The organism is Pacificispira spongiicola (genome assembly GCF_012926505.1).
Classification (GTDB): Bacteria; Pseudomonadota; Alphaproteobacteria; order UBA8366; family Aestuariispiraceae; genus Pacificispira; species Pacificispira spongiicola.
On the sequence record NZ_JABBNT010000004.1, the window covers coordinates 353,310 to 379,846 of the forward strand.

22 protein-coding genes are annotated in these 26,537 nt (G+C 61.6%); 15 read left to right on the plus strand and 7 right to left on the minus strand.

The window, feature by feature from the left end; all coding sequences use genetic code 11:
• Positions 1 to 6 precede the first annotated feature (6 nt).
• Entirely contained in the window at positions 7 to 2,226 is a 2,220-nt protein-coding gene (locus tag HH303_RS14710) for a primosomal protein N' (RefSeq protein ID WP_169626128.1), read from the minus strand.
• Between the two features lie 159 nt (positions 2,227 to 2,385).
• Here HH303_RS14710 and fsa point away from each other — a divergent pair, with 159 nt between their 5' ends.
• The 8 genes from fsa to ychF all read left to right on the plus strand — a co-directional run bounded on the left by fsa (position 2,386) and on the right by ychF (position 9,219).
• Complete coding sequence (fsa, locus tag HH303_RS14715) at positions 2,386 to 3,039, plus strand: fructose-6-phosphate aldolase (protein WP_169626129.1); 654 nt, start codon at positions 2,386 to 2,388, stop codon at positions 3,037 to 3,039.
• Between the two features lie 63 nt (positions 3,040 to 3,102).
• On the plus strand, positions 3,103 to 3,816 hold the full coding sequence (locus HH303_RS14720; protein ID WP_169626130.1) for a DUF484 family protein: 714 nt from the start codon (positions 3,103 to 3,105) through the stop codon (positions 3,814 to 3,816).
• 29 nt (positions 3,817 to 3,845) lie between these two features.
• Positions 3,846 to 4,805, plus strand: coding sequence for a tyrosine recombinase XerC (locus tag HH303_RS14725; protein WP_169626131.1), 960 nt, complete (start codon positions 3,846 to 3,848; stop codon positions 4,803 to 4,805).
• Between the two features lie 12 nt (positions 4,806 to 4,817).
• Complete coding sequence (locus tag HH303_RS14730) at positions 4,818 to 5,348, plus strand: PAS domain-containing protein (RefSeq protein WP_169626132.1); 531 nt, start codon at positions 4,818 to 4,820, stop codon at positions 5,346 to 5,348.
• A gap of 240 nt (positions 5,349 to 5,588) precedes the next feature.
• Positions 5,589 to 6,524, plus strand: coding sequence for a ribose-phosphate pyrophosphokinase (locus tag HH303_RS14735; protein ID WP_169626133.1), 936 nt, complete (start codon positions 5,589 to 5,591; stop codon positions 6,522 to 6,524).
• Between the two features lie 210 nt (positions 6,525 to 6,734).
• Complete coding sequence (locus HH303_RS14740; RefSeq protein ID WP_169626134.1) at positions 6,735 to 7,376, plus strand: 50S ribosomal protein L25/general stress protein Ctc; 642 nt, start codon at positions 6,735 to 6,737, stop codon at positions 7,374 to 7,376.
• A 27-nt stretch (positions 7,377 to 7,403) separates the two neighbouring features.
• Entirely contained in the window at positions 7,404 to 8,099 is a 696-nt protein-coding gene (pth, locus tag HH303_RS14745) for an aminoacyl-tRNA hydrolase (RefSeq protein WP_169626135.1), read from the plus strand.
• A gap of 19 nt (positions 8,100 to 8,118) precedes the next feature.
• A complete protein-coding gene (gene ychF, locus HH303_RS14750) occupies positions 8,119 to 9,219 on the plus strand; it encodes a redox-regulated ATPase YchF (RefSeq protein ID WP_169626136.1) in 1,101 nt (366 codons plus the stop codon).
• 129 nt (positions 9,220 to 9,348) lie between these two features.
• Here the strand turns inward: ychF and HH303_RS14755 are convergent, their stop codons facing one another.
• Positions 9,349 to 10,572: a UbiH/UbiF/VisC/COQ6 family ubiquinone biosynthesis hydroxylase gene (locus HH303_RS14755; protein WP_169626137.1), complete on the minus strand. Its 1,224-nt coding sequence runs from the start codon at positions 10,570 to 10,572 to the stop codon at positions 9,349 to 9,351.
• A gap of 386 nt (positions 10,573 to 10,958) precedes the next feature.
• On the opposite strand from HH303_RS14755, the gene HH303_RS14760 reads away from it, so the two are divergent.
• The 5 genes from HH303_RS14760 (at position 10,959) to HH303_RS14780 (ending at position 17,194) form a co-directional block, all read left to right on the plus strand.
• Positions 10,959 to 11,297 (plus strand): P-II family nitrogen regulator, encoded by a 339-nt coding sequence (locus tag HH303_RS14760; protein WP_169626138.1) that lies wholly within the window; start codon positions 10,959 to 10,961, stop codon positions 11,295 to 11,297.
• Between the two features lie 13 nt (positions 11,298 to 11,310).
• Positions 11,311 to 12,630, plus strand: coding sequence for an ammonium transporter family protein (locus HH303_RS14765; protein ID WP_227421837.1), 1,320 nt, complete (start codon positions 11,311 to 11,313; stop codon positions 12,628 to 12,630).
• A 248-nt stretch (positions 12,631 to 12,878) separates the two neighbouring features.
• A complete protein-coding gene (locus HH303_RS14770) occupies positions 12,879 to 14,096 on the plus strand; it encodes an aminotransferase class I/II-fold pyridoxal phosphate-dependent enzyme (protein WP_169626139.1) in 1,218 nt (405 codons plus the stop codon).
• Between the two features lie 16 nt (positions 14,097 to 14,112).
• Positions 14,113 to 16,503: a DNA translocase FtsK gene (locus HH303_RS14775; protein ID WP_169626140.1), complete on the plus strand. Its 2,391-nt coding sequence runs from the start codon at positions 14,113 to 14,115 to the stop codon at positions 16,501 to 16,503.
• Positions 16,448 to 17,194: a LolA family protein gene (locus HH303_RS14780; RefSeq protein WP_169626141.1), complete on the plus strand. Its 747-nt coding sequence runs from the start codon at positions 16,448 to 16,450 to the stop codon at positions 17,192 to 17,194. The genes HH303_RS14775 and HH303_RS14780 overlap by 56 nt, the downstream gene beginning before the upstream one ends.
• 9 nt (positions 17,195 to 17,203) lie before the next feature.
• Here HH303_RS14780 and HH303_RS14785 read toward each other — a convergent pair whose 3' ends face one another.
• On the minus strand, positions 17,204 to 17,986 hold the full coding sequence (locus HH303_RS14785; protein WP_169626142.1) for a DODA-type extradiol aromatic ring-opening family dioxygenase: 783 nt from the start codon (positions 17,984 to 17,986) through the stop codon (positions 17,204 to 17,206).
• 457 nt (positions 17,987 to 18,443) lie between these two features.
• Between HH303_RS14785 and HH303_RS14790 the strand changes: the two genes are divergently transcribed.
• Positions 18,444 to 20,462, plus strand: coding sequence for an aminopeptidase P family protein (locus HH303_RS14790; protein WP_169626143.1), 2,019 nt, complete (start codon positions 18,444 to 18,446; stop codon positions 20,460 to 20,462).
• Positions 20,463 to 20,471: 9 nt separating this feature from the next.
• On the opposite strand, the gene HH303_RS14795 is transcribed toward HH303_RS14790, so the two are convergent.
• Together HH303_RS14795 and HH303_RS14800 are read right to left on the minus strand one after the other, a co-directional pair.
• Positions 20,472 to 22,115 carry a choline dehydrogenase gene (locus tag HH303_RS14795; RefSeq protein ID WP_169626144.1) on the minus strand — a complete coding sequence of 548 codons (1,644 nt, stop codon included), beginning with the start codon at positions 22,113 to 22,115 and terminating at the stop codon, positions 20,472 to 20,474.
• A gap of 6 nt (positions 22,116 to 22,121) precedes the next feature.
• Entirely contained in the window at positions 22,122 to 23,294 is a 1,173-nt protein-coding gene (locus HH303_RS14800) for an aromatic ring-hydroxylating oxygenase subunit alpha (RefSeq protein ID WP_169626145.1), read from the minus strand.
• A 109-nt stretch (positions 23,295 to 23,403) separates the two neighbouring features.
• Here HH303_RS14800 and HH303_RS14805 point away from each other — a divergent pair, with 109 nt between their 5' ends.
• Positions 23,404 to 24,348, plus strand: a complete 945-nt coding sequence (locus HH303_RS14805; protein WP_169626146.1) for a GlxA family transcriptional regulator — start codon at positions 23,404 to 23,406, stop codon at positions 24,346 to 24,348.
• 7 nt (positions 24,349 to 24,355) lie between these two features.
• Here the strand turns inward: HH303_RS14805 and HH303_RS14810 are convergent, their stop codons facing one another.
• Together HH303_RS14810 and HH303_RS14815 are read right to left on the minus strand one after the other, a co-directional pair.
• A complete protein-coding gene (locus HH303_RS14810; RefSeq protein WP_169626147.1) occupies positions 24,356 to 24,541 on the minus strand; it encodes a DUF6980 family protein in 186 nt (61 codons plus the stop codon).
• 592 nt (positions 24,542 to 25,133) lie between these two features.
• Positions 25,134 to 26,405 carry a colicin E3/pyocin S6 family cytotoxin gene (locus tag HH303_RS14815; RefSeq protein WP_227421838.1) on the minus strand — a complete coding sequence of 424 codons (1,272 nt, stop codon included), beginning with the start codon at positions 26,403 to 26,405 and terminating at the stop codon, positions 25,134 to 25,136.
• Between the last annotated feature and the right edge of the window lie 132 nt (positions 26,406 to 26,537).

Here is a 26,537-nt window from a genome sequence, read left to right on the forward strand (position 1 = left end):
CGTAGGTTACATAAAGCTATAAGGATCGATGTCTATCTGCACCCGGACCGACGACGGCGGTTTTATCCGCGACATCCAGTCACTGAGAACGCGCTGGATGCTGATGGTTCGGTCGGCCTTCAACAACAAGCGGCGCCGATGGCGGCCGCGTAGAAGCGCAAGCGGCGGCGCGGCGGGACCCAGCACGCGTACATTGTCGAGGCGCGGGGCGCTGCGCGCCAGATCGCCCGCCGTGCGCTCGACATGGCCTTCGTCTTCGCCGGACACGATGATCGCTGCCAGCTTGCCGTAGGGCGGCCAGCCTAGATCGCGGCGCATATCGGCCTCCGCCGCGTAAAAACCGTCGCGGTCGCCGTCGGCAATCGCGCGCAGAACCGTCGCGTTGGGATTGGCGGTTTGCAGCAGGACGCGGCCCTTGTGTCCGGCGCGCCCGGCGCGGCCCGCGACTTGGCTCAACAATTGGAAGGTTCGTTCCGACGCGCGCAGGTCGCCGCCTGCGAGTCCCAGATCGGCGTCGACCACCCCGACAAGAGTCAGCAAGGGGAAGTGATAACCCTTCGCGACGATCTGGGTGCCGATGATCAAATTGACCTCACCGCTCGTCACCCGGTCGACGAAAGCGGCGGCCGCCAACGGGCCTTGCAGCGTATCCGACGTCACGACCTCGATCCGTGCCTCCGGCAGGATTGCCACCGCTTCCTCGAACAGGCGCTCCACGCCGGGACCGCAGGCGACGAGGCTGCCCTCGTCGCCGCAGGAGGGGCATTTCTCCGGCGTCTTCATGGAAAAGCCGCAGTGATGGCATTCCAGCCGCCGCCCGAATCGATGCTCCACCAGCCAGGCGTCGCAATCCGGGCATTCGATGCGATGTCCGCAGGTGCGGCACAGGGTCAGCGGTGCGTATCCCCGGCGGTTCAGGAACAAAAGCGCCTGTTCACCCTTTGCCAGCGTTTCCTCCAACGCGTCCTGCAGGGGCGGGGCGATCCAGCGTTGCCGGGGGGGCGGTGTCTTGCGCAGATCGACCAGGGAAACCTGCGGCAGTTCCGCTTCCCCATGCCGTTCGGGCAAATGGGCCAGCCGGTAGCGCTGCGCCTCCACATTGGCGAGGCTTTCCAGGCTGGGTGTCGCGGAGGCGAGGATGATCGGGCAGTCCGAAATCTGCGCCCGCAATACCGCCATGTCCCGCGCGTGATAGATCACGCCTTCTTCCTGCTTATAGGACCCGTCGTGTTCCTCGTCGACGACGATCAAGCCCAGATCGGGGAAGGGGAGGTGCAGGGCCGACCGTGCGCCGACCAGAATTTGCACGCGGCCTTCCGCCACCGCTTTCCAGGTACGGCGGCGCGTTCCGGGGGACAGGTCGGAATGCCATTCGGCGGGCAAGGTGCCGAAGCGTTCTTCGAACCGCTCCAGCCATTGCGCCGACAGGGCGATTTCGGGCAGCAGGACTAGAACTTTCTTTCCCGCCCCCAGGGCGGCGGCGACGGCTTCGAAATAGACTTCCGTCTTGCCGGAACCCGTGACGCCGTCCAGCAGGGTGACGGAAAATCCGCCCGCCAGGACGGCACGGGACATTTCTTCGGCGATGTTCTGCTGCGCGTCGGACAGGGCCGCGCGCGGGTGATCGGGGTCCGGCGTTTCGAAGAAAATCGAATCCGGCAGACGCATCGGCAGCAGCCCACCCGCATCGGCCAGACCCCGCACGACGCCGGAACTGACGCCCGCTTCCCGCGCCAGATCGGCGGCGGAGCGCGGCGGGTCTTCCTGCGCCAAGGCATAGACGCGGCGGCGGGCGCTGGTCCAGCGCAGATCCTTCGGGGCCGGATCGGCGGCGGTATAGACCGTGCGTTCGGATGCCGGTTCCAATGCCTTGGGCGAACTCATCGCCATGCGCAGAACCTGACCCGGCGGCGCCAGGGTATAGGCGGCCATTCGATCGACGAAGCGCCGCGAAGCTTCCGGCAGGGGCGGGACCGGTACCACACCGGCAACCGGACGCAGCTTGGATTCGGGCACACCATCCGGGTCGGGCTCGTCGTCCCAGACGATGCCGACGATTTGTCGTCCACCCAGCGGCACGGTCACGAAACTGCCGGGGCCGACGTCCATTCCTTCCGGAACGGCATAGTCGTAGGCACTGTCGAGCGGCAGCGGCAATAGCACCTTGACCCGACGGGCCGGAGGGAACAAAGACAGGGGCTGAGACGGCGATACGTCGGACGTCATTCCGACCTCCGTCCCGGGAATCCGGGGGAACGGAAAGTGACGGCCCGTATCGAAAGGCGGTGGACAGCCGCGAATCGGGGCAAAATCCCAAAATGCTTCCGATCCGGTCGCGACCCTTGGTTTAGGGGCGTCCGGCGGAAAGCCAGAAGCGAGGCAGGTATGAAGTTCTTCATCGACACGGCGGATATAAACGAGATTCGCGATCTGGCCTCAACCGGCCTGGTCGACGGTGTGACGACGAACCCGTCCCTGGTCGCCAAGAGCGGCCGGAATTTCCTGGAAGTCGTGGAGGAAATCTGCGGCGTCGTCGACGGCCCGGTTTCCGCCGAATGCGTGGCGACCGATTTCGAAACCATGTTGAAGGAAGGCCGCAAGCTTTCCAAGATCGCCGACAATATCGCGGTCAAGGTGCCGCTGACTCCGGCGGGGCTCAAGACCTGCAAGGCGCTCAGCGACGACGGCGTCATGGTCAACGTCACTCTCTGCTTCTCCGCCGCCCAGGCGCTGTTGGCTGCCAAGGCGGGCGCGACCTTCATTTCGCCCTTCGTCGGGCGTTTGGACGATATCGGTCAGGACGGTATGGACCTGATCGCCGATATCGTCACGATATATCAGAATTACGACTTCGCCACGGAAGTGCTGGTCGCGTCCATCCGTACCCCGATGCATGTCGTTCACGCGGCGAAGCTGGGTGCCGGTGTCGCGACGCTGCCGCCGGGCGTGCTGCGTCAGCTGTTCGGTCATCCGTTGACCGACAAGGGTTTGGCCGCGTTCCTGAAGGATTGGGAAGCGACGGGCCAGTCGATTCTCTAACAGGCTGATCCCGCCACCGTCGAGGGACGGTGCGGCGGACAGCCGTCGAAGGAGGGAATTCCGATGAAGACCTCACCAGGCAGTCAGACCGCCGCCGCGCCGTCCGTCGAAGAGAAGGACGTCGTCGCCTTTCTTAGGGACAATCCCTCCTTTCTGAACGAACATCCTGACCTTCTGTCCGAACTGGACCCGCCGAAACGCGAGGGCGGCAACGGGGTGTTCGATTTCCAGGACGCGATGATCCGTCGCCTGCGGTCTCGTGTCGAGGAAACGGCGGAAGTCGCCCGCGAGTTGATCGACAATAGTCGTGAAAACCTGAACAGTCAGGCCCGCGTCCATGATTGCGTCCTGCGGCTGTTGGAGGCGAAAAGCTTCGAACAGCTGATTTCCCTGGTGCAAACGGATGTCGCGGTAATCCTGGACCTGGATGTCGTGTCCCTGGCCGTGGAAACGGAAAAGGCGACGGACTTCCCGCTGCGCAGCGTCAATCTGGTGCCGCCCGGGACTGTCGACCGCCTGCTCGGCGGGAAGAACCAGGATATCATTCTGCGCGCGCATATTTCGGGCGACCCGGACCTGTTCGACGGGGCGGCCCCCCTGGTGCAGAGCGACGCGTTGGTGCGCCTGCACATCTCCCCCGCCTCGCCGCAGGCGCTATTGGCCTTCGGGCATCGCGATCCGGAAAAATTCCATCCCGGTCAGGCGACGGAACTGATCTGTTTCCTGTCCGCGGTTCTGGCACAGTTGGTCCGCATATGGCTGGACCTGCCGGAATAAGGCGACCCGAATGAGGCAGTCAGGGTGATATGACGGACGATCGCTTCGATCTTTCCCTTCACCCCACGGCCGGACAAGGCGACACGGCCCAGGCCTTTCGCGCGTTCCTGTCCTGGTTGACGGGGGAACGCCGGTACAGCCCGGTCACGGTGAACGCCTATCACCGGGATGTTTCTGGCTTCCTTCTCTATATGTCGGAACATCTGGGGCAGCCGCCCTCGCTATCCGATTTGTCGTCCCTGCAATTGATGGATTTTCGCTCCTGGCTGGCGAAGCTGACCAATGACGAGGTGCAAAGCGTCTCTCGGGCCAGAAAGCTGTCCGCCGTCCGGACCTTTTTCCGGTTCCTGCGCAAACGCGGGCTGGCGGAAAACGACCGGCTGCTGCTGGTCCGCACGCCGAAGGTGCCGCGCGGCGTGCCGAAGCCGCTGACCGTCGGGGATGCCGAAACCCTGATCGACGCGATCGGCGACATGGCGTCCGAACCCTGGGTCGGGAAGCGGGACACGGCACTGCTGACCTTGTTGTATGGCTGCGGTCTGCGTATCGCGGAGGCGTTGTCGCTGAACGAAAAGGACGTGCCGACCGGTGACGGCATGAAAATCCTGGGGAAGGGGAACAAGGAACGCTATGTGCCGGTGCTGCCTGTCGTGCGGGAAGCACTGGTGGATTATCTGGCGGACAGTCCCTTTTCCGGCGATCCGGACGCCCCCCTGTTTCGTGGGGTGCGTGGCGGGCGTCTGGGCGGCGATGTGGCACGTAAGGCGATTCGCGGCCTCCGCGTTGCTCTGGGTTTGCCGGATAGTGCCACGCCGCATGCCCTGCGGCACAGTTTCGCGACCCATCTGCTGGCCGAAGGCGGTGACCTTCGCGCGATCCAGGAATTGCTCGGTCACGCCTCCTTAAGCACTACTCAACGTTACACACAGGTCGACACGGCGCGCCTGATGGCGGAATATCGCAAGGCGCATCCGCGAATGCGGGGATAGAGGTCGTTCTGGATGATCCGTTGGAACAAGGTTGGTATCGGTTCGGGCACCGTCGAAGGGTCGGATGGCTGGTCCTATAGATTGTTCGCCCCGGATTGCGATCCCGCTGAATTTGGAGAGTTAGAGCCGATGGTCGCGCTGTGGCAGCGCGTCCGTGGCGGGGGTCGGTCCTATCCGCGCTGGAAAGACTTCGATTTCGCCGACTTTATCGGTTGGCACCGCTGGATACATCTGATGGAAGTCAGTTGGCCGGATGGGAAGTTCACCCTACGCCATCGGATATGGGGGAGTGGCCTTGCGGATATGAGCCGGATGGATCCGACGGGGCAGTTCGTTATCGAAGGCGTCGTCGGATTCGACGCGGAAGATATCCACTTTTTGCAGCGGATCGTTGAAAAACAGGTTCTCGGCTTCTGGACCGGCCCGTTTTTTTGGATGGATCGCGGCAATGTAAGGCAAGAAATTGCTGTTGCGCCGCTATCGAGCACCGGTGAAACCGTCGATCGCCTGATCAGCTTCACGCATCTGCCTGGTTATCGGTGATCCTCGACAAAGCGTGCCATTTTGCATCGCAGCATCACGGAGTCCGTTTACAGTCCGACCCCCCCTTGGTATATCCCACCCGCGTGGCCGTTCTGTCTCCGGCCCGACCGACCCAATGGGGAAATCGGTGCCGAATTTACGGGGGCAAGCGGGGGTTGTGATCGATAGCGGGGGAGGTCGCGCCCGGGGTCGTACCCGAAAGGCGCGGGTGAGCTCAGCGCATCAAGGATAGATCGTCTCATGAAGATTGTTGCCGGCAATTCCAACAAGCCGCTCGCCGAAGCCATCTCAGCCTGTATCAACGTACCCCTTACCAAAGCATCCATCCGACGGTTCTCCGACATGGAGATTTTCGTCGAAATTCTTGAAAATGTCCGGGGGGAGGATGTCTTCGTCATTCAGTCGACGAACTATCCGACCAACGACAATTTGATGGAGTTGCTGATCATGATGGACGCGCTGCGGCGCAGTTCCGCGCAGCGCATCACAGCGGTTATTCCCTATTATGGCTATGCCCGTCAGGACCGTCGGACCGGTCCTCGGACCCCGATTTCCGCGAAGCTGGTGGCCAATCTGATCGAGACGGCGGGCGCCAACCGCGTTTTGACCGTCGATCTGCATGCCGGTCAGATTCAGGGCTTTTTCGAGGCGCCGACGGACAACCTGTTCGCGCTGCCGGTCCTGCACAAGGACCTGAAGGAAACGCTGAAGGAAGAAGAAAAGCTGTTGGTCGTGTCGCCCGACGTGGGCGGCGTGGTGCGTGCCCGCGCCCTGGCCAAACGCCTGGACTGCGATCTGGCGATCATCGATAAGCGCCGGGAAAAAGCGGGCATTTCCGAAGTCATGAACATTATCGGCGATCCGAAGGACAAGGCCTGTATCCTGATCGACGATATCGTCGATTCGGCCGGGACGCTCTGTAACGCCGCGCAGGCGTTGAAGGACGCCGGGGCGAAGTCGGTTCGCGCCGTCGTCACCCACGGTGTGCTGTCCGGCGGCGCCGTCGCGCGTGTCGCGGCATCGCCCCTGGAAGAACTGGTCATTACCGATTCCATCCAGGCGACGGAGGCGGTCCGCGTCAGCCACAATGTCCGGCAGGTTACGATCGCGCCATTGCTGGCCGAAGCAATCCGGCGTATTTCCGAAGATCAATCGGTTTCCAGTCTGTTCGACTAACGCGGTTGCGACTGTCGCAAAACAGGGCGATTCCGTTTGCCCTGACAGCGATCCAAGTGTAGAAGAAGCCGCTTTTCGGACCCGAGCCCTTGCGGGCGGTCGGGCGAATGGCGCATCTGGTCCGTATCAGGACCCCAGCCGACACCCCTGGAGGTCGGTCGCCGGATCATGGGATCCGGTGAAATCATAGAGACTCGAAGGAGCTAAAAGATGGCTGAAGAAGCGATCTTCCACGCCAAGACTCGCGATCGGGCAGGTAAGGGGGCAGCCCGTGCCGTGCGTCGTGAAGGCCTCGTGCCGGGCGTTGTTTACGGTGACCACAAGGACCCCCAGACCATCGCGGTCGATCCGCGCGTGATCATGAAGCAGCTGGAGCAGGGTGTCCTGTTCAACACGATCTACACGATCGAAGTTGACGGCGGTCAGAACGAAAAGGCGCTGCCGCGCGACGTTCAGTTCCACCCGGTGACCGACGCCCCGTTGCACATCGACTTCATGCGTCTGACCAAGGGCTCCAAGGTACACGTCATGGTGCCGGTGCACTTCCTGAACGAAGACAAGTGCGAAGCGCTGAAGCAAGGCGGCATTTTGGCCGTCACCCGCGATGAAGTCGAACTCGTCGCCCCGGCCGACGCCATTCCGCACGAAGTCGTCTGCGATCTGACCGGCCTGTCGATTGGCGATACGATCCGTATCTCCATGGTTCAGCTGCCGGAGGGCGTGACCCCGGCGATTACGGACCGCGATTTCGTCGTGGCGAACATTGCCTCGCCGGTCGTTTCCGAAGCGGCCGATTCCGATGAGGATGACGCCGACGGCGAAGCCGAAGACGAAGGCGACGGCGAGGAGTAATCCTCGCTGCCTGAAAGGCGGTTGCTTATGCGTCTCGTTGTTGGGCTCGGCAATCCCGGACCGAAATACGAGCGCAACCGGCACAATGTCGGGTTTATGGCGGTGGACGAAATTGTCCGCCGCCATTCCTTTAGTGCCTGGCGCAGCCGCTTTCAGGGCCTGACCGCCGACGGCGACATCGGCGGCGAGAAAGTCCTGGTCCTGAAACCCGCGACCTATATGAACGAAAGCGGCCGGGCGGTCGGGGAGGCTTTGCGCTTCTTCAAGCTCGCCCCCAAGGATGTCGTCGTTCTGTATGACGAGTTGGACCTGCCGCCGACCAAGGTGCGGGTGAAGAAGGGCGGCGGCAACGGCGGTCACAATGGTTTGCGGTCCATCGACGCGCATATCGGGACCGACTATTGGCGCGTTCGGATCGGCATCGGCCATCCCGGCGACAAAACGAAGGTCACGGGTCACGTCCTGGGCGATTTCGCCAAGCAGGAATGGCCGGACTTTGAACGCCTGATCGAGGATATTTCGGATCGGGTCGATCTGCTGATCGCGGGGCGGGAATCGGACTTCATGTCCAAACTCTCCCAAAACAAGCAGCCGGCCCCGAAGAAGGAAAAGGCGGAGTCCGCGAAAGATCAGGCGGACCCCGCCCCTGCCAAAGAAGAAACGCCGCCGGATACCGGGCTCGCCGCGCAGTTGAAGCGTTGGATGTCCGGCGACAAGAACTGATTTCGAGGAGAGAGCCGCCATGGGCTTCAATTGTGGGATTGTCGGTCTGCCGAATGTCGGGAAGTCGACCCTGTTCAACGCGTTGACGGAAACCCAGGCGGCGCAGGCGGCGAATTTTCCGTTCTGCACGATCGAACCCAATGTCGGGCGCGTCGGCGTGCCGGATCCGCGCCTCGACAGGCTGGCGGAACTGGCCGGTTCGCAGAAGATCATTCCGACCCAGTTGGAATTCGTCGATATTGCCGGTCTGGTGAAGGGCGCGTCGAAGGGCGAAGGCCTGGGCAACCAGTTCCTGGGCAATATCCGCGAGGTGGATGCGATCTGCCACGTGCTGCGCTGCTTCGAAAACGGTGACATCACCCATGTCGAAGGCTCCGTCGATCCGCTGCGCGATGCGGAAACGGTGGAAACCGAATTGATGCTGTCCGACATGGAAAGCCTGGAACGCCGCATTCAGCCGCTGCAGAAGAAAGCCAATTCCGGCGACAAGGAAGCGAAGGCGGAGGTCGATTTGATGACCCGCGCGCTGGACTTGCTGCGGGACGGGAAACCGGCCCGTATGGCCGAAATCGCGAAGGACGAGGAAGTTCGCTTCCATCGCCTGAACCTGATCACGGCGAAGCCGGTTCTCTATGTCTGTAATGTCGAGGAAGATTCGGCGGGCACCGGCAATGCGCAGTCGGAACGGGTCTTCGAAAAGGCCAAGGCCGAAGGCGCCCAGGCCGTCGTCATCTCCGCCGCCATCGAAGCGGAAGTCGCCCAGTTGGACTCCGACGAAGAACGCGCGGAATTTCTCGATTCCCTGGGCCTGGAAGAAACCGGCCTGACCCGCGTTATCCGTGCTGGCTATTCTTTGTTGAAGCAGATCACCTTCTTCACCGTCGGGCCGAAGGAAGCCCGCGCCTGGACCGTGTTCCAGGGCGCGAAGGCCCCCCAGGCGGCGGGCGTCATCCATACGGATTTCGAACGTGGTTTCATCGCGGCGGAAACCGTCGCCTTTGACGATTACGTCGCCTGCGGTGGGGAGTCGGGCGCGAAGGAGGCCGGGAAGCTGCGTCTCGAAGGCCGCGACTATCTGGTCAAGGACGGCGACGTCTTCCACTTCCGCTTCAACGTCTGATCCCGGCAGCCCCTCACCCCGACCCTCTCCCAGGGGAGAGGGGTAGCAAAGGGGTGACCTCTCAGGAGTAAGGGGAAGGCGCGAGGAGAAACTCCCTCTCCCCCAGAGGAGAGGGTTGGAGTGAGGGGGCTAAAGCGCCTCGCCCCGTGTCATGCGGGGCAGGGTGCCGACCGTTCCCATTGCGTGACGCATCAGGAATTTCTTCAGCGGCGGCAGTTTGTTGACGGCGGCGAGCCCGATGTCGCGGGCCATCCGCACCGGCGGGATATCGTTGTTGAACAGCCGCAGCAGCCCGTCCGTCACGGCGGCCAGCAGCACATTGTCGAAACGCCGCCATTTCTCATACTGACGCAGGACCGACGCGGAGCCGATATCGAGACCGAGGCGGTGCGCGTCGACGATCGCTTCCGCTAGGGCGGCGACGTCGCGCAGGCCCATATTCAAACCCTGTCCCGCGATCGGATGCATCGCATGCGCCGCGTCGCCGACCAGGGCGAAGCGCGTATCGGTGTAGCGTTCGGCCTGTTGCAGGCTGAGCGGATAGGAGAAACGCGGCCCGGCGAGGTCGACCTCTCCCAACCAGTCGCCGAAGCGCTGTTTCAGTTCCGACAAGAACTGCGCATCGTCCAACGCCATGAACCGCCTTGCCGCGTCGCGGGTTTCCGACCAGACGATGTTGCTGCGGTTTCCGGTCATGGGCAGCATCGCGAACGGCCCGCCCGGCAGGAACAGTTCCACTGCGACGCCCTGATGGTCGCGCTCGTGGCGGACCGTGGCGACAATGGAGGTCTGGTCGTAGTCCCACCCGCTGATCTTGATCCCCGCTTCTTCCCGCCGGGTTGAGAATTTCCCGTCCGCGGCGATGGCAAGCGTCGCCGCGATCGTTCGTCCGTCGTCCAGATGGGCGGTCGCCATGTCGGGGTCCCGGTCCAGCCGCATAACGGATGCCGGGGCGAATTGCGTCAGGCCGTCGGTTTCGGCGGCGGCTTTCTGCAGCGCTTGCCGCGTAACCCGGTTTTCGATGATCCAACCGAAGGGCTCATCCCCCAGATCCGTGTGATCGTAGTGCAGGAACAAGGGCGATACGCCGCGAAGCGGGTGTCCGTCGACGACGCGGATGTCCCAGATCGGCGAGACTTCCCCGTCCATATGCTTCCAGACGCCCGCTTGTTCGAGAATACGTTTGGAGCCGAGCGCGATGGCCGATGCTCGCCCGTCATAGGCGAGGTCAAGAACCGCCTCCGGCGTTTCACGGTCGACCACGGCAACGGTCAGCCCGGACCGAGCCAGGGCCACTGCAAGGCTCAACCCCACCATGCCACCACCGGCGAAAACGACATCAAACCGCGTCATGAAAAATACCCTCTTTAGCCATGCCCGAAGCTTCGCGCCGCGGCCCGGTCAAGTCCAGCCCGAAGCGCGTCGATTGCGTGATTAAAAATTATGCAACAATCGGAAATGGCTAAAAAATAGACAATTTTGTTTGTGCGGCGCAACAGTTCTCAAAGATGATCTTTTTTTAACTATCTGAAAAGCAACGATTTTCATGAAAACGTCAAATTGGCACGCATCTTGTTATATCGGAGGGTGAACCTTGTGCGCTGCAGCAATGCGCGCTGCTGTGACGGCGGCCAAGCGGTGCGGGAGGGGGAGTTACATGCAAACGAGGGTTTCCCCCTTTGTGTGACACGGAATCTGGGACGTCACGACGGGGAATTCACGATGAATGGGGAAAAGCGATGAAATTGATCATGGCCATCATCAAGCCCTTCAAGCTGGACGATGTGCGTGAGGCTTTGACGGCCTTGGGCGTTCAGGGGCTGACGGCGACCGAAGTTAAAGGTTTCGGACGTCAAAAAGGGCAGACCGAAGTTTATCGCGGGGCCGAATACTCCGTGAGCTTCCTGCCGAAGGTCAAAATTGAAGTTGTTGTGCCCGCCGATATGGCGGCCAGCACGGTCGAAGCGATCCAGAAGGCCGGCAACACCGGACGGATTGGCGACGGCAAGATTTTCGTTCTCGACGTCGCGCAGGCCATGCGAATTCGCACCGGCGAAACCGACGCTGACGCGCTATAAGGAGGTGGATTCAATGAGCGTATCGATGATCAAACGCGTCGCGCTTGTCGGTGGGGTTGTTGCCGCCGCGACGCTGGCGGCCGGGCCCGCCATGGCGGAAGTTCCGCTGGAGACCGGCTATATCTTCAACACTCTGTCCTTCCTGCTGCACGGCTTCCTGGTCATGTGGATGGCCGCAGGTTTCGCCATGCTGGAAGCGGGCCTCGTCCGCTCCAAGAACACGGCGACCCAATGCCTGAAGAACATTGCCATCTATTCCATCGCCGGTCTGATGTTCTACATCGTCGGCTACAACCTGATGTATCTCGACGTTTCCGGCTGGATCGGCACGTTCTCCATCTGGGATGCGGGCGAAATTCCGGCCGCTGACGCGCTGGAAGGCGGCGAATATTCCGCCGGTTCCGACTGGTTCTTCCAGATGGTCTTCGTTGCGACCACCGCCTCCATCGTGTCCGGCACGGTTGCCGAACGCGTGAAGCTGTGGCCGTTCTTCCTGTTCACGGTGATCCTGACCGCCATCCTCTACCCGATCCAGGGCTCCTGGAGCTGGGGCGGCGGCTGGCTCAGCGAAGCGGGCTTCCTGGACTTCGCCGGGTCGAGCATCGTTCACTCTGCCGGTGGTTGGGCCGCGCTGGCCGGTGCCATCGTCATCGGTGCGCGTAAGGGCAAATACGGCGCCGACGGCTCCATTCACCCGATGCCGGGTTCCAACCTGCCGCTCGCGACGCTGGGTACCTTCGTCCTGTGGCTCGGCTGGTTCGGCTTCAACGGCGGCTCGCAGCTCGCCATGGGCACGATGGAAGACGTCTCCGCGATCGGCACGATCTACATCAACACCAACCTGGCCGCGGCTGCCGGTGTCGTCGTCGCGATGATCCTGACGCAGATCCTCTACAAGAAGATCGACCTGACCATGGCGCTGAACGGCGCGCTGGCGGGTCTCGTCTCGATCACCGCCGAACCGCTGGCTCCGTCCCCGATGCTCGCCATCTTCGTCGGCGCTGTCGGTGCGGTCCTGGTTGTGATCGTCGTGCCGCTGCTGGACAAGCTGAAAGTTGACGACGTTGTCGGCGCCATTCCGGTCCACTTGGTCTGCGGCATCTGGGGTACGATCGCCGTCGTCCTCTCGAACAGTGACGCGACCTTCGTCGGCCAGCTGACTGGCATCATCGGCATCGGCGTCTTCATGTTCGTCACCAGCCTGATCGTCTGGTTCGTGATGAAGGTGACCATCGGTGTCCGTGCCTCCGAGGAAGACGAAATGATCGGCCTCGATAAAGCGGACCTGGGTATGGAAGCCTATCCGGACTTCGGGGTCACTTCCTCGAAGTAAGACACGACAGTAATTTCAATCCCGCGACTTACCCCGGAGGGTCTCCCCTCCGGGGTCTTTTTTTTGGGCGCGTCGTGGCGGCTTTCTCGGGCGGGTCAGTGGAAGATGTTTGCGCGATTGGATCGCACCCCATATTTAGTATAGACTACGTTATAGGCGTATCCGTGCATTCAAGGCTTCTATACTTGGTGAAGAATTGGCGGTTTTCCGGGGGCCGAACGGAATGGCCCGCGAGAATCGGAGAAGGTATGACCGTTTCCCGTCTGGATCTTTTGAAGAACAATCCCTATCGGCGCCTGGCGGAACTGCTGGGCGACGCGGAACCGGGCAAGGAGCCCCTGTTCCTACAGGTCGGGGAACCGCAGGACGCGGTGCCGGACATCGTGGCCCGCGAAGTCGCGGCCAATGCGGCGCTGTTCGGTAAGTATCCACCCCCGAACGGATCGCCCGGCTATCAGGATGCGGTCGCGCGATGGCTGGAGCGACGCTATGGCCTGAACGTTGGATCGGTGGATGCGGGGCGTCAGGTGCTCGCGCTGTGCGGGACCCGGGAAGGTCTGTTTCAGGCGGCGCTGGTCGCGATTCTGCGCAAGCGGGAAAGGCTGAATCCGTCGGAGACGCCCGCCGTGCTGCTGCCCAATCCCATGTATCATGTTTATTTCGGCGGCGCCGTCGTGGGGGAGGCGGACCCGATCCTGGTCAACGCGGATGCCGAGACGGGCTTCGTCCCGGATTTCGCGGGATTGCCGACGGAGGTTCTGGACCGAGCGGCGATCTGTTATTTCTGCACCCCGGGCAACCCGACCGGTGCAGTGGCGAAGCGTGCGGATATCACGCGCATGCTGGCGCTTGCCCGAAAACACGATTTCGTCCTGGCCGTGGATGAATGCTATTCCGAAATCTGGTTCGATACCCCGCCCGCGGGCGGTTTCGACGCGGCGGTCGATCTGGGGGGCGATACCTCGCATTTGCTGGTGCTGAATTCGCTGTCGAAGCGGTCGGGATCGCCCGGTCTGCGTTGCGGATTCGTCGCGGGTGATCCGGCGCTGATCGAATCTTTCGCGATGCTGCGCAGCTATGGCGGGGCGCAGGTTCCGGGGCCGTTGATGGCGGCGGGGGAAGCCCTGTGGCGCGATGAAGCGCATGTGGAGGAAAACCGGCGGCACTATTCGCAACTGGTGGCGATCGCGGATCGGCATCTGGCGGGCGTTCCCGGCTATGTCCGGCCGGAAGCCGGTTTTTTCCTGTGGCTGGACACGACGAAGACCATTGGGGATGGGGAAACGGCGGCGAAGCGGTTATGGTCGGAAGTGGGCGTGAAGGCCCTGCCCGGACGCTATATGGCACGCCCCGATCCGGAAACCGGCGGCACGCCGGGAGACGCCTATATCCGACTGGCGCTGGTCCACGATCCGGCGCGTGTCGAGGAGGCGATGTCGCGTGTCGCTTCCGTACTGAAAGACTGACGACAGGACCGAAATCATGGCGGCGAAGACGCAGGAAAAATCGGCCTTTCTTCCGGCCGGAACGACCGACTATTTGAAGCGACGCGGCGTCGAAGCGTCGGGCATCGCGCTGATCGTCGTGGCGCTGGCCTATTTCGCGGCCCTGGTATCGTACAATGCGGCCGATCCGTCGCCGAACTATGCCAGTGATCGCCTGCCGACGAATCTGTTGGGCCTGCCGGGCGCCTTCGTGTCCGATGTCGCTCTGCAGAGCCTGGGGCTCGCGGCCTATATGGGCGTACCGCTGCTGGCCGGATGGGGGTGGCGGTTACTGGTCGACCGTACCTTGCCGCGTGCCTGGATCCGCTTGGCGCTGACGCCGGTTCTGATCCTGTTGGCCGCCATGACGCTTGCCGGGTTCGCGACGCCGAACGGCTGGGCGCTGGCGGTCGGAATGGGTGGCGTCCTGGGCGATATGGTGATGAACGGCCTGACGGAACTGCTGGTCCGCTTCAACGCCCCGCCGGTGGAACGCAGTTGGATTTCCCTCGCGGCGATCCTGCCGACCATAGGGATCGCACTATATGGCTTCGGGATCACGCTGTCGGAATGGCGTCAGGTGGCGCAGCGCAGTTGGACGGGGACGCTTGCGACTTTCGGCCTGCTTCGCAAGGTCGACAGGGTCGGCCCGGTGGTGAAAGACCTGTTGACGCGCGGGGAAGGGCGGATCGAACCGACCCTGAAACCGGCCGTGAGAAAGGCGTTGCCGGCCCGCAAGGCGCCGGTCGCAGCCCGTCCGCAGCGCGACGACCGGGTGGAAACGCCGGAATCGACCAAGCCGTCCAAACGGGCGGAGGCGCAACGGCAGATCACGCTGGACCTGCCGCCCCAGGATGGCGAATTCCACCTGCCGCCGCTGGATATCCTAGTGGACCGCCAACCGGACCCGGACGACCAGACGCAGAACAGCGAGGGATTGGAACAGAACGCCCGCATGCTGGAAGGCGTGTTGGAGGATTTCGGCGTGAAGGGCGAAATCGTGAAGGTCCGCCCGGGCCCGGTCGTGACCCTGTACGAATTGGAACCCGCGCCGGGCACGAAGACCAGTCGCGTGATCGGCCTCGCCGACGATATCGCGCGGTCGATGTCCGCCGTGTCGGTGCGTATCGCGACGGTTCCGGGCCGCAGCGTCATCGGCATCGAATTGCCGAACGCGCGGCGGGAGATGGTCGGCTTCCGCGAATTGGTGGCATCCGAAACCTATGACCGGTCCAAGGCGAAGCTGCCGCTGATCCTGGGGAAGGATATCGGCGGAACGCCGGAAGTCGTGGATTTGGCGACCATGCCGCACTTGCTGATCGCCGGGACGACCGGGTCGGGCAAATCGGTCGGCATGAACACGATGATCCTGTCACTGCTCTACAAGATGTCGCCGGATCAGTGCCGTTTCATCATGGTCGACCCGAAGATGCTGGAATTGTCGATCTATGACGGGATTCCGCATCTGCTGGCCCCGGTCGTGACCGATCCGAAAAAGGCCGTGGTCGCCCTGAAATGGGCGGTGCGGGAAATGGAAGACCGCTACCGCGCTATGTCCAAATTGGGCGTGCGGAATATCGAAGGCTACAACAAGCGCGTCGCGGAGGCGGAACGGAAGGGCGAGGTCATCACCCGCCGCGTCCAGACCGGTTTCGATCCGGATACCAGCAAGCCGATTTTCGAGGACGAACCGCTCGACCTCACGCCGCTACCCTATATCGTCATCATGGTCGACGAGATGGCGGATTTGATGCTGGTCGCGGGCAAGGATATCGAGGCGACGATCCAGCGTCTGGCGCAGATGGCGCGCGCCGCCGGTCTCCACTTGATCATGGCGACGCAACGTCCGTCGGTCGACGTCATTACCGGCACGATCAAGGCGAACTTCCCGACGCGAATTTCCTTCCAGGTCACGTCCAAGATCGACAGCCGCACCATCCTGGGCGAACAGGGGGCGGAACAGCTGTTGGGCCGCGGGGATATGTTGCACATGGCCGGCGGCGGTCGGATCACGCGCGTGCACGGCCCCTTCGTCGACGATACCGAGGTCGAAGCCGTTTGCCAGTATTTGAAGGCACAAGGCGCACCGGCCTATGTTGACAGCGTGACGGACGAGGACGATATGTCAGGCGGTTTCGATACCGATGTCAGCGGCGCGTCGTCGATGGGCGGTGGAGAAGGCGGAAGCGGTGAAGACGCTCTCTACGACCAGGCGGTTGCCCTGGTCGCGCGGGAGGGTAAATGTTCCACCAGCTTCGTGCAGCGTCATCTCCAGATCGGGTACAACCGCGCGGCGCGCATCGTCGAGCGGATGGAAAAGGAAGGTGTTGTCAGTGCTGCGAACCATGTCGGAAAACGCGAAGTCCTGGTCGGCGATCATTCGGCCTAGGCTGTTCGTAAGCGCCCTTCTTTCCGCTCTTTTGTTGATCGTCGGGACCGTATCGGCCCCGAGCCCAACCTTGGCCCAGCAATCGAATTCCTGGACCGATCCCAATGCGCCGCTTGTCGGCACCGACCGGCAGCCCCTGGGGCCGTCGGAACAGGCGATCCTGTTCAACGAAATCGAATCCTATTTCGACGGTATCGATACGCTGCGGTCCAAGTTCCTGCAGTTCAACATGGACAACAGCGTCTATTCCGGGACCCTGACGATGGATCGGCCCGGTAAGATGCGGATCGAATATGACGATCCGATCCCCTATCTGATCGTTTCGGATGGGGATTTCTACATCTTCGTCGACAAGGAATTGAAGGAAGTCAGCTATATCCCACTGGGCTTGACCCCTGCGAATATGCTGCTGCGGAAACCGATGAAGCTGCAGGAAGATCTGACCGTCGTCGATGCGGCACGCGATCAAGGGATGCTGTTCATCACCGTGGCGCAGAATGAAGCGCCCGATGCGGGCACGTTGACGCTGACCTTTCAGGAAGATCCGCTGACCCTGCGGCAGTGGACCGTGATCGACGCACAGGGCCTGATTACGCGGGTTGTTCTGGAAAATGTCGAAACGGGAATCCCGCTGGACCGCGATCAGTTCTTCTTCGCGGACCCTTGGATTGGGAAGCGTCAGAACAACTGACGCGTATTCCTATCCGAAAGAATAGGCGTCCATGGCGAGGATCGAATACATGACCTCGTCATGCAGGCGTTTCGCCTTATTCAACCCGCCCGCGCCCATGGCGACGAAGATCGGCAGGAAATGTTCGTCCGTCGGATGATTGCGTTTCCCCTCGGGTGCGGTGTCGAAATCTTCCAGCGCGACCAAATCGTTCTTCGCGATCGCATCGGCCACCCATTTCTGGAAGGTCAGAACCCAGTCCTTCGGATCGACGGAACCGTGCAAATAGGCGGGCCTGAATTCACGCAGGTTATGCGTCAGACTGCCTGACGCGAAGATCAGAATTCCTTCGTCCCGTAGCGATCCCAGCGCTTCACCGATTGCATGGTGGTAGGCCGCGCCGCGGTGGGGCTGGATCGACAGTTGGATGACGGGAATATCCGCATCGGGATACATCAACTCCAGCGGTACCCAGGCGCCATGGTCCAGGCCGCGCGTGCCGTCCAGGGCCGCGTCCTTGAGCCCGGCGTCTTGCAGGATATCGACGACGCGCTGCGCCAGATCCGGTGCCCCCGGCGGTTCGTAGCGCATGGCATAGAGTTCCGGCGGAAAGCCGTAGAAGTCGTGGATCGTCGTTTGCCGCGCCAGGGACGACACGCGCGGCGCGCTGGTTTCCCAATGGGCTGAAATCGCCAGGATCGCCTTCGGGCGGGACAGGTCGGCGGGCAGCGCCTTCAGAAAGTCGCGGGTCGGGCAATCCGTCATGCCCAGCGTCGGGGCACCGTGAGACACGAAGAGAGCAGGTAACGTCATCGCTATTGACCTTCGAAAGGCGGTGATTGTTTCATTACTGAATATGGTTGAACGAAAAGTTTTTGAATAGATACGTTCGAGGAAACAGTCTGAGACTGAAAGATAAACGCCGCTGTCGGAGGCCGAAATGGGGCGTTGAAAATGAAAGCGCCCCGTCTCGGGGGAGGGGGAGAGACGAGGCGCCGGCCTTTCGAGAAGGCACTGGAAGCGTCGCCGTTCGTTGGGGGAGGAGGAGGGCGCCGCTTCCTATTGAGGGGTATATGGTCCCTCACACCCGAAATGTAGAGTGAACAATTCGCAGCCCCGATATGAATCTGGCGCATAGCTCCGCCCCTTGGAATCGAAAGGCGGTGGAACGGCCCTTGCCAAGCTCCCTTGCCAAGGCCCCTTGCCAAGGCGGTGCGCGGTTCATAGCTTCGTCATGTTACAGTCCACCAGTCGTTTCGAGGATATATCCATGACCAGTTCCGCTCTGTCCGACCTCAAGGCCTTATTGCTGGATGCCGATATCCGGCGGGAAGACGCCGAACTGGAATCCCTGCTGCGCGGCGCGGCGGCGGCCCCGGACGATGCCCGGGACCGTTGGACGGAATTGCTGGCGCCCTCCGCCGATCCTGGATTGCGGGACCGCTTAATCAATGCGGGTCGCCGTTTCATGGATGGGTTGGGCGACAGTTTCACCGACGGCCCGGCCCCGGCCTCGCGATTGGAGGCCTTGCGCGAAGAAATGCGCCGGCAAGGTTTGGACGGGCTGGTCATCCCGCGCACCGACGAGTATCAGGGCGAATATATCCCGCAGAAATCGGAACGTGTCCTGTGGCTGACCGGGTTTTCCGGATCGGCGGGGACGGTGGTCGTCGGCCTGGACAAGGCCGCGATTTTTGTCGACGGACGTTATACGCTTCAGGTTCGCGATCAGGTGAATATCGACCTGTTCGAACCGCGCCATCTGATCGAACAACCGGCAACCGACTGGATCGCGGAAACCTTCAAGACCGGCGACCGGATCGGCTTCGATCCCTGGCTGCATACCCAACATGGCGCGGGGCATTTGAACATCGCCGCTCAAAAGGCGGGGGCGGTTCTGATCCGGGTGGAAAACAACCCGGTCGATGCGGTTTGGGCCGATCGTCCCGCCGCGCCGGTCGCCCCGGTCGTGCCGCAGGAAATGCGTTTCGCCGGGGAAAGCGCGGAAGACAAACGGGCGCGGTTGGGCAAGGCCCTGACCGATAAGGGGATCGACGCCGCCGCGATCACGGCGACGGATTCCATCGCCTGGCTGTTGAATATGCGCGGGGCCGATGTGCCGAATTGCCCCCTGCCGTTGAGCTTCGCCCTGCTGAATGCCGATGCGACTGTGGACTGGTTCATCGACGATCGGAAATTGACGCCGGACGCCCGCGCGGCGCTGGGCAACGGCATCGTCGTGCGCCCGGAATCGGAATTTGCGGACGCCCTTGCCGATTTGGGGCGACAGGGGAAGGTGGTACAAGCCGATCCGGCGACCGCGCCCTGTCTGGTTTTCGACCGCTTGTCGCAATACGGGGCGAAGACGGTGGAAGCCGCCGATCCCTGCCTGTTGCCTAAGGCCTGCAAGAACGACGTTGAAATTGAGGGGACCCGTACCGCGCATAAACGGGACGGCGCGGCCCTGTCCCGGTTCCTGCATTGGCTGTCCGTCGAAGCGCCGAAGGGTGGACAGACTGAATTGAGCGTCATCGACCGGCTGGCCAAATTCCGGGCGGAAGGCGAGCATTTCCGGGGGTTCAGCTTCGACACGATCGCCGGTGCCGGGCCGAACGGCGCGGTCATCCATTATCGCGCCGTGGAACGCACGAACCGTAAGGTCGAAACAGGACAATTGCTGCTTGTCGACAGCGGCGGTCAGTATCTGGACGGGACGACCGATGTCACCCGCACCATGGCCGTCGGCACCCCGGCGCGCGAAATGATGGAACGGTTTACCCTGGTCCTGAAGGGGCATATCGCCATCGCGACCGCCCGCTTTCCGGTCGGCGTAACGGGCAGCCAGTTGGACACATTGGCGCGTCTGCCCCTGTGGCAGGCGGGGCTGGATTTCGACCACGGCACCGGCCATGGCGTCGGCAGCTATCTGAACGTCCATGAAGGGCCGCAACGCATCGCCAAGGCCTTCAATGCCGTGGCGCTGAAGCCGGGCATGATCCTGTCGAACGAGCCCGGCTATTATAAGGCGGGCGAATACGGCATTCGGATCGAAAATCTGGTCGTGGTGCGGGCGGTCGAAAGCGCCCCCGACGGTGCGGAACGGGATCTGCTGGAATTCGAAACGATCACGCTGGCCCCGATCGACCGGACGCTGATCGTCGTGGATATGCTGACCGGGCCGGAACGGGAATGGCTGAACGCCTATCACGTCCGCGTCCGCGACGCGATCCTGCCGCAATTGGACGGCGAGGCCTCAGACTGGCTCCGTCAAGCGACGGAGCCAGTCTGACGAACATGGTTATCCGTAGTTCCAGACGGGCAAGTCCATCCTGGGAAGCGGCGCGCGGTCGAGGATCGCGTCGCTCAGCTTGAAGGCCATCATCATGGTGGGGCAGTTGGTATTGCTGTTCACCACCACCGGCATCAGCGATGCATCGACGACGCGCAGTCCCTCGACGCCATAGACGCGACCTTTCGGGTCGCACACCGCCATCGGATCGGTATCCGCGCCCATCTTGCAGGTGCCGGACAGATGCCATTGCGTGTCGACATGCTCCCTCAGGACTTTTTCCAATTCCGCGCGTGTCGAAACGGACGGGCCGGGGAAGACTTCCGTCGGACCCAGTGCCTGAATGGCGGGTTGGCTGGCGATTTTCCGGACCTGTTCGATCCCGCTCAGCATCGCGTTGCGGTCCCGCTCGTCCTTTAGATAGTTCACTAGGATATGCGGCTGCCGCGTCGGGTCGGCGCTGTCCAGGAAGATGCGGCCCCGGCTGTGCGCGCGCATCAGCCCGACATGCATCTGGAAGGAATGCCGCTTCATCGGCGTGACCGTCCCGATCTCCGTCGCGATCGGCATGATGCTCACTTGGATATCCGGATAGTCGATTTCCGGGCTGGACCGGATACAGGCGACGCCGTCGAACTGGTTCGACGCACCGGCCCCCTTGCGTGCCGTGAACCAGCGCAAGCCGGTGACCAGTTTCCCCAGACCATGCGCGTCTCCCAGAATGGAGACGGGCGCGTCGCACAGATACTTCACCACGAAATCGGGGTGTTCGTTCAGGTTTTCCCCGACGCCGGGCCGGTCCGCGACCAGATCGATGCCCTGTTCCCGCAACTGATCCGCCGGGCCGACACCGGACAGCAACAGCAGATGCGGCGACCCGACCGCGCCGGCGGACAGGATCACTTCCTTCTTCGCGGCGACGGTCTTTTCGACGCCTTTTTGCCGGAACCGAATGCCGGTCGCCCGCTTGCCCTCAAAGGTAACGCGTTCGACCAGACAGCCGGTTTCGATTTTCAGATTCGGTCGACTGCGGGCCGGGTCGATGAAGGCGCGCACGGCGCTCCACCGTTTTCCGTCATGGACGGTGCTGTCCAGGCGGCCGAAGCCTTCCTGACGATGACCGCAGATATCGTCCGTGACCGGATAGCCCGCTTGTTCCCCGGCCTTGAAGAAGGCCTGAAAGATCGGATTGTCCGCCGCCGGACGATGGACCTTCAACGGGCCGCCGCCGCCACGATAGTCGTCCGCTCCGCCGTCGTAGCTTTCCAACTGTTTGAAATAGGGCAGCACGTCGCCATAGGCCCAGCCTTCGCAGCCGTTCTGCCGCCAGCCGTCGTAATCCCCGGCATGACCGCGAATGCAGACCATGCCGTTGATCGACGAGGATCCGCCCAAAACCTTGCCCCGGTCGTGTTTCAGCACACGCCCGCCCAATTCCGGTTCCGGATCGCCCTTGAAGGCCCAGTTATAGTCGGTCTTTTCCAGGTTATGGGCCATGGCCGCCGGCATGGCGAGGTTCCAGGCCCCATCTTCCGGTCCCGCTTCGATCAGCAGGACCTTCTTGGTGCCGTCCTCGGTCAGCCGGTTTGCCAGAACGCAACCGGCCGACCCCGCGCCGACGACGATATAGTCGGGCTCAAAATCCGATGCCATATCGCCTTATTCCGCCGCCATGCGTTTCGGATCGGGCGTTTTGCCGTTGATCGCGTCGAAGATCAGCTTGTGATAGTGATGCAGCAGATGCTCGCTGTTCGGACCGCGCTCCGCGTCGATCAGATAGCGCCCCTGGTCGAAGCCGAAGGAATGCAGGCCGCGCTGGACCAACAGGTTCAGCCAGATGTCTTCCGGGCCCAATTGTTCGTTGAACCACTTGATCGACGCCTTGCTCAACTCGCCCTGCTCACGGTCTTTCGGTGCATAATGTCCGAAGCGCAGCAGCGTCTTTTCCGGGCCGATGGGGATGGAATTGAACGTGCCGATGACATCCGCATAGGGGAAGACGTAAATCGTCGTCAGCGGCCATAGCTGGATGTTGTAGAACCAGTCCGACTGATAATTCTGTCCCGCGACCGGATGGCCGAAGGCGCTGTCGACCTTGATCGGCGGGCCTTTGAAATCCCACCAATTGCCGTTCGCCGTCAGCGTATAGCCGTCGAAATCGATCAGCGACGCCAGTTCCTTGTGGACCGGACCGGACAGCTTGAAGTGATACCCCTCGATCGCGTTGTCGGTGATGACCTTCCAGTTCGCGTCGACCTCGTATTCGACTTCCTCGACGAATTCGACATTGTCCAGGTCGGGCATATGCGGGCGCATCGCTTCCACGGCACCGGCGAATTCCTGTTCAACCGGGGCGGCGCTGGCGTCAAAGGTGATGTACCAGAACCCACCATAGATTTCGACACGGACCTGTTTCAGCCCGTATTTGGACCCGTCGAACCCTTCCAGGCATTCGCTGCGCGGCGCCGCGCGCAGGCTGCCGTCGAGCTTGTAGGCCCAGGCGTGATAGGGACAGACGATGGTGCGGCGGATATTGCCCCGGCGCGCCTCGATCAACTGCGTGCCGCGATGCTGACAGACATTGTGCATGGCGCGGACCTTGCCGTCCTCGCCCCGGATCAGCAGGACGCTCTGCCCCATCATGTCGTATTTTACGAAATCGCCGGTCTTCGGGATCTCGCTGTCGTGACAGACACAGTGCCAGCCCTTGAAAAAAATCTCTTCGGTTTCGCGCCGGAAGATATCGGCGTCGTAGTAGTAGCGCGACGGCAGGGTCAGCGCCATTTCCGGCCGACCGTTGCTATCCCAATCCAGTGTCTTTTCCGTGTGCATTCTCTTCTCCCGAACGATGTGTACGGACCCATCTTTGACACAGACACTAGTCGAAGCGCTCCGACCGACTTATATCGGTTGGACACCGTTTTGACGTTTAGGGGTAAAAATGTCGTCGTCTGCTGTCTTTATCCTGTATGAAGGGTTCTGTCTGACCAGCCTGACCACGGTTATGGATGCGTTCTGGGTCGCCAATTGGCTGACCGGGAAACAGCTCTACGAGATGCAGACCTATTCGGCGTCCGGCGGGCCGGTGCGCGGCTTCTCCGGGATATCGGTGGACACATTGCCGCTGTCGGACCTGAACCCGCGTAGCGTCCAACACGTTTTCGCGGTCAGCAGTTTCGAACCCTATAACCTTGCCCGATCCGATATCGCCGCCGTGCTGCGCTCCGCCTATCGTTATGGTGCGTCGGTGCACGGGATCGAAACCGGGGCCGTCGCGCTGGCCCATGCCGGTTTGTTGGACGGACGGGAAGCCGCCGTCCATTGGGTGAACCGCGAAGGGTTTGAGGAAGCCTATCCCGATGTCGAACTCAGCGAGGCGCCCGTCGCCGGGCCGGATCGCTGTAAGACCTGCGCCGGGGGGACGTCGGCGATGGATCTGGCACTGGAGTTGATCGAACTGGAACAGGGACAGCGATTGGCGGCGGAGGTGCGACGTCACCTGTTCCACCCGCGCGTGCCCATGGGGTCCCCCCAACGCGGCGATCCGGTGGTGGAGGCCGCGCGCAAAATCATGCGGGAGTCCCTGACGGAGCCTGTATCCATCGTCGAAATCGCGGAACGGGTTGGGACGACGCCCCGCACGCTGGCCCGGCGGTTCGAAACCCTGGGCGAAACGCCGCGCGGCCATTACCTGACCCTGCGCCTGACCCGCGCCCAGAATCTGTTACAGCAGACCGATTTGGCCGTGGGCGAAATCGCCGCGGAAACGGGCTTCGACAGTCTGCCCGCCTTCTCCCGCGCCTACCGCTCCTTCTTCGGCCTGCCGCCCAGCCGCGACCGCCGTCAAACCGTCACCGCCACTCCGCCGCGCGTGTTGGGCGGGTGACGTGGCGCTAAAGCCCGTTGTTCTTCCACCAACGGTCGGACAGGAAGTCTTCCGGCAAGTCCTCGTCATTCGGGTCGTATCCGGCCTCTGCGATGCGACGCTGCCATTCGGCTTTCAGGCTGGACGGCAGCTTGGTGCCGCAGAAGGGACAATAATCGATCTTACGCATGCGGATCGGCTGGATCTCCATCATCCGGTCTACCGGTAGCCGTCTAATGCCATGTTCTCGCGTCCAGGGGATGTAAGTCATCGGCCAGCCGATATCTTTGTGTATTTCGAACATTCCCGCGCAGAAATGCGTCGGAACCTGATCGTCCGGCGGACGCCAAACGCCAGGCGGAGGGTCTCTATGATAATAGTCTCGGTAATCGACGTAGGGCTTTTCTTGAGGTCGTTTGTCGTGCCGATTCCAGTTGTGTTTGTTTAGTTTAGGCCGTCGTCGGATATCGATGTTACGTTTTATCCACCAATTTTCATTTCCTACAAGTTCGATCGGATAGGTCATCAAAAGGTCATCCGGCGTCAAAACGGAGGGAGTAAAAGTACACCCATACTCCCTGGCCGCGACCCGGCTTCTAGTATGTGCCAGAGAGCCGGGTAACAAACGACCGGACCACGGACAGTAGTCTATGATATACATGGTTGCCGAGATCAGGCCCTTGTTGGGGCCAAACCTGTGAACACTCCCCGATACGGTATAGTCAACACGAAACAGGAAGTAGTCACGGGTTGCCGGAAGGTACATTAGGCACGTTTCCGGGTCCTCGACCGCTGCAATCAACGCACTATGCTGGTCGCACAGGCGAGCCGCTGCCGATTTCGGAGCTTTTCTCCGGGATATCGTATTTGGGTACACGGGGTTTCTGCCATTCTCCGGTGATGCCGTTCATCTCACCGATATGTTTTCCATTCCTGTCGTAAACTTCAATTTGACCATGCATGCCGTCCCACTGATAGATGCGTACGTTCTTTCCGGTCAACCCATTGGTGCGAGCAGGTTTGCCGTTTAGGACTTTATGATTTCTTAGGTTCTTCCAAATAAAGCTTTCGGAACGTTCAATTTTTTCGATTTCCCGCTTTTCCAATTGGTCGAGATAGAGCTTACCGGAAGACTTCATGTAGGTATCGTATTCGAGCCGGGTCTTCCGGTCGAAATTCAGGTTGGGGTCCTGTGCGGGCGGGTCGCCTTTGAATCCCGGCCGGGTCGGTGTCTTTCCGCCATGCACGATATGGCCGCCGCGGTCCTCCGGTTTCAGCTCATACAGGTTTTCGTCGCCTTTATTGTAATCGCGGAATGGAATGTCCGGGATTTCCGGCAGGTTGGGCGGCGGCTCTTCGTCCGGTGAACCGGGGGACGCGTTTTCTCCGTCCTTCTTATTCTTGTCTTCCGATCGATTGTTATCGGGTTGCGCCGGAACGGTCGGCATCGGGGCGGTCGGTTCAGATTTGGATGGGGGTGTCGGCCATAGAAGCCAGGGGATTGCTTCGAACGGGCTGGGTGCCATGTCGTCATGGGCGACCTGGGTATCGGAAGGCTTACCGCGCTTACTTCCCGATTCAGAGGGTTTCGCTCGCGGTTCCGCCAAACCGGCGGATTGCATATGGGATTCGAGGGTCGGGACATCGACGGAGGGTTCGACGCCGCGGTTGAAGCTGCCGGGGACATAGGGGCCGGGATAGGCGACCTGCCATCCCTTGCGGATCGCGTCGCGCAGTCGATTGCCCGCATCGCCCGGCTTGCGATAATCGTCCAGCATCATCCAGCTTTTCAGATAGCCGTCCACGGCATCGCGTCCGTGTCCTGTCGTGGGACGGTCGGGATTCAGCTTTGGGCGCGGATCTTTGTTGGGGACGGTGCTGAAAACTGCGGGGGCGATTGGCGGTGTGGCCGTTTCCGGCGGTTCCGTGACGAAGCCGGACTGCCGCTGGGTATCTTGTTCTTCTTGATAGCGTCGCAGGCCTTCCAACAGGCTGCCCTTCCGGCGGGCGTGTGGCTTGGACGGCTCATAGGGATCGTTGTTGAATATATGTATCCGTTTTGTTCTTTTTTTCGGCATTAATCGCGGTGCCTATGAAGAGCGGTACGACTGGCGGCAGGGTTGATAATTGGCAGGGCACCCCGCCGTTTAGCGTCTTATATCAAGAAATGGGATAAATGTCAATAGAAGAGAACAAAAAGGGTTAAAATG

Excerpts from the sequence above, each read along its gene's own strand:
- HH303_RS14710 (WP_169626128.1), bottom strand. The coding sequence starts at position 2,226 with ATGACGTCCGACGTATCGCCGTCTCAGCCCCTGTCTTTGTTCCCTCCG.
- fsa (WP_169626129.1), top strand. The coding sequence starts at position 2,386 with ATGAAGTTCTTCATCGACACGGCGGATATAAACGAGATTCGCGATCTG.
- HH303_RS14720 (WP_169626130.1), top strand. The coding sequence starts at position 3,103 with ATGAAGACCTCACCAGGCAGTCAGACCGCCGCCGCGCCGTCCGTCGAA.
- HH303_RS14725 (WP_169626131.1), top strand. The coding sequence starts at position 3,846 with ATGACGGACGATCGCTTCGATCTTTCCCTTCACCCCACGGCCGGACAA.
- HH303_RS14730 (WP_169626132.1), top strand. The coding sequence starts at position 4,818 with ATGATCCGTTGGAACAAGGTTGGTATCGGTTCGGGCACCGTCGAAGGG.
- HH303_RS14735 (WP_169626133.1), top strand. The coding sequence starts at position 5,589 with ATGAAGATTGTTGCCGGCAATTCCAACAAGCCGCTCGCCGAAGCCATC.
- HH303_RS14740 (WP_169626134.1), top strand. The coding sequence starts at position 6,735 with ATGGCTGAAGAAGCGATCTTCCACGCCAAGACTCGCGATCGGGCAGGT.
- pth (WP_169626135.1), top strand. The coding sequence starts at position 7,404 with ATGCGTCTCGTTGTTGGGCTCGGCAATCCCGGACCGAAATACGAGCGC.
- ychF (WP_169626136.1), top strand. The coding sequence starts at position 8,119 with ATGGGCTTCAATTGTGGGATTGTCGGTCTGCCGAATGTCGGGAAGTCG.
- HH303_RS14755 (WP_169626137.1), bottom strand. The coding sequence starts at position 10,572 with ATGACGCGGTTTGATGTCGTTTTCGCCGGTGGTGGCATGGTGGGGTTG.
- HH303_RS14760 (WP_169626138.1), top strand. The coding sequence starts at position 10,959 with ATGAAATTGATCATGGCCATCATCAAGCCCTTCAAGCTGGACGATGTG.
- HH303_RS14765 (WP_227421837.1), top strand. The coding sequence starts at position 11,311 with ATGAGCGTATCGATGATCAAACGCGTCGCGCTTGTCGGTGGGGTTGTT.
- HH303_RS14770 (WP_169626139.1), top strand. The coding sequence starts at position 12,879 with ATGACCGTTTCCCGTCTGGATCTTTTGAAGAACAATCCCTATCGGCGC.
- HH303_RS14775 (WP_169626140.1), top strand. The coding sequence starts at position 14,113 with ATGGCGGCGAAGACGCAGGAAAAATCGGCCTTTCTTCCGGCCGGAACG.
- HH303_RS14785 (WP_169626142.1), bottom strand. The coding sequence starts at position 17,986 with ATGACGTTACCTGCTCTCTTCGTGTCTCACGGTGCCCCGACGCTGGGC.
- HH303_RS14790 (WP_169626143.1), top strand. The coding sequence starts at position 18,444 with ATGACCAGTTCCGCTCTGTCCGACCTCAAGGCCTTATTGCTGGATGCC.
- HH303_RS14795 (WP_169626144.1), bottom strand. The coding sequence starts at position 22,115 with ATGGCATCGGATTTTGAGCCCGACTATATCGTCGTCGGCGCGGGGTCG.
- HH303_RS14800 (WP_169626145.1), bottom strand. The coding sequence starts at position 23,294 with ATGCACACGGAAAAGACACTGGATTGGGATAGCAACGGTCGGCCGGAA.
- HH303_RS14805 (WP_169626146.1), top strand. The coding sequence starts at position 23,404 with ATGTCGTCGTCTGCTGTCTTTATCCTGTATGAAGGGTTCTGTCTGACC.
- HH303_RS14810 (WP_169626147.1), bottom strand. The coding sequence starts at position 24,541 with ATGATGGAGATCCAGCCGATCCGCATGCGTAAGATCGATTATTGTCCC.
- HH303_RS14815 (WP_227421838.1), bottom strand. The coding sequence starts at position 26,405 with ATGCCGAAAAAAAGAACAAAACGGATACATATATTCAACAACGATCCC.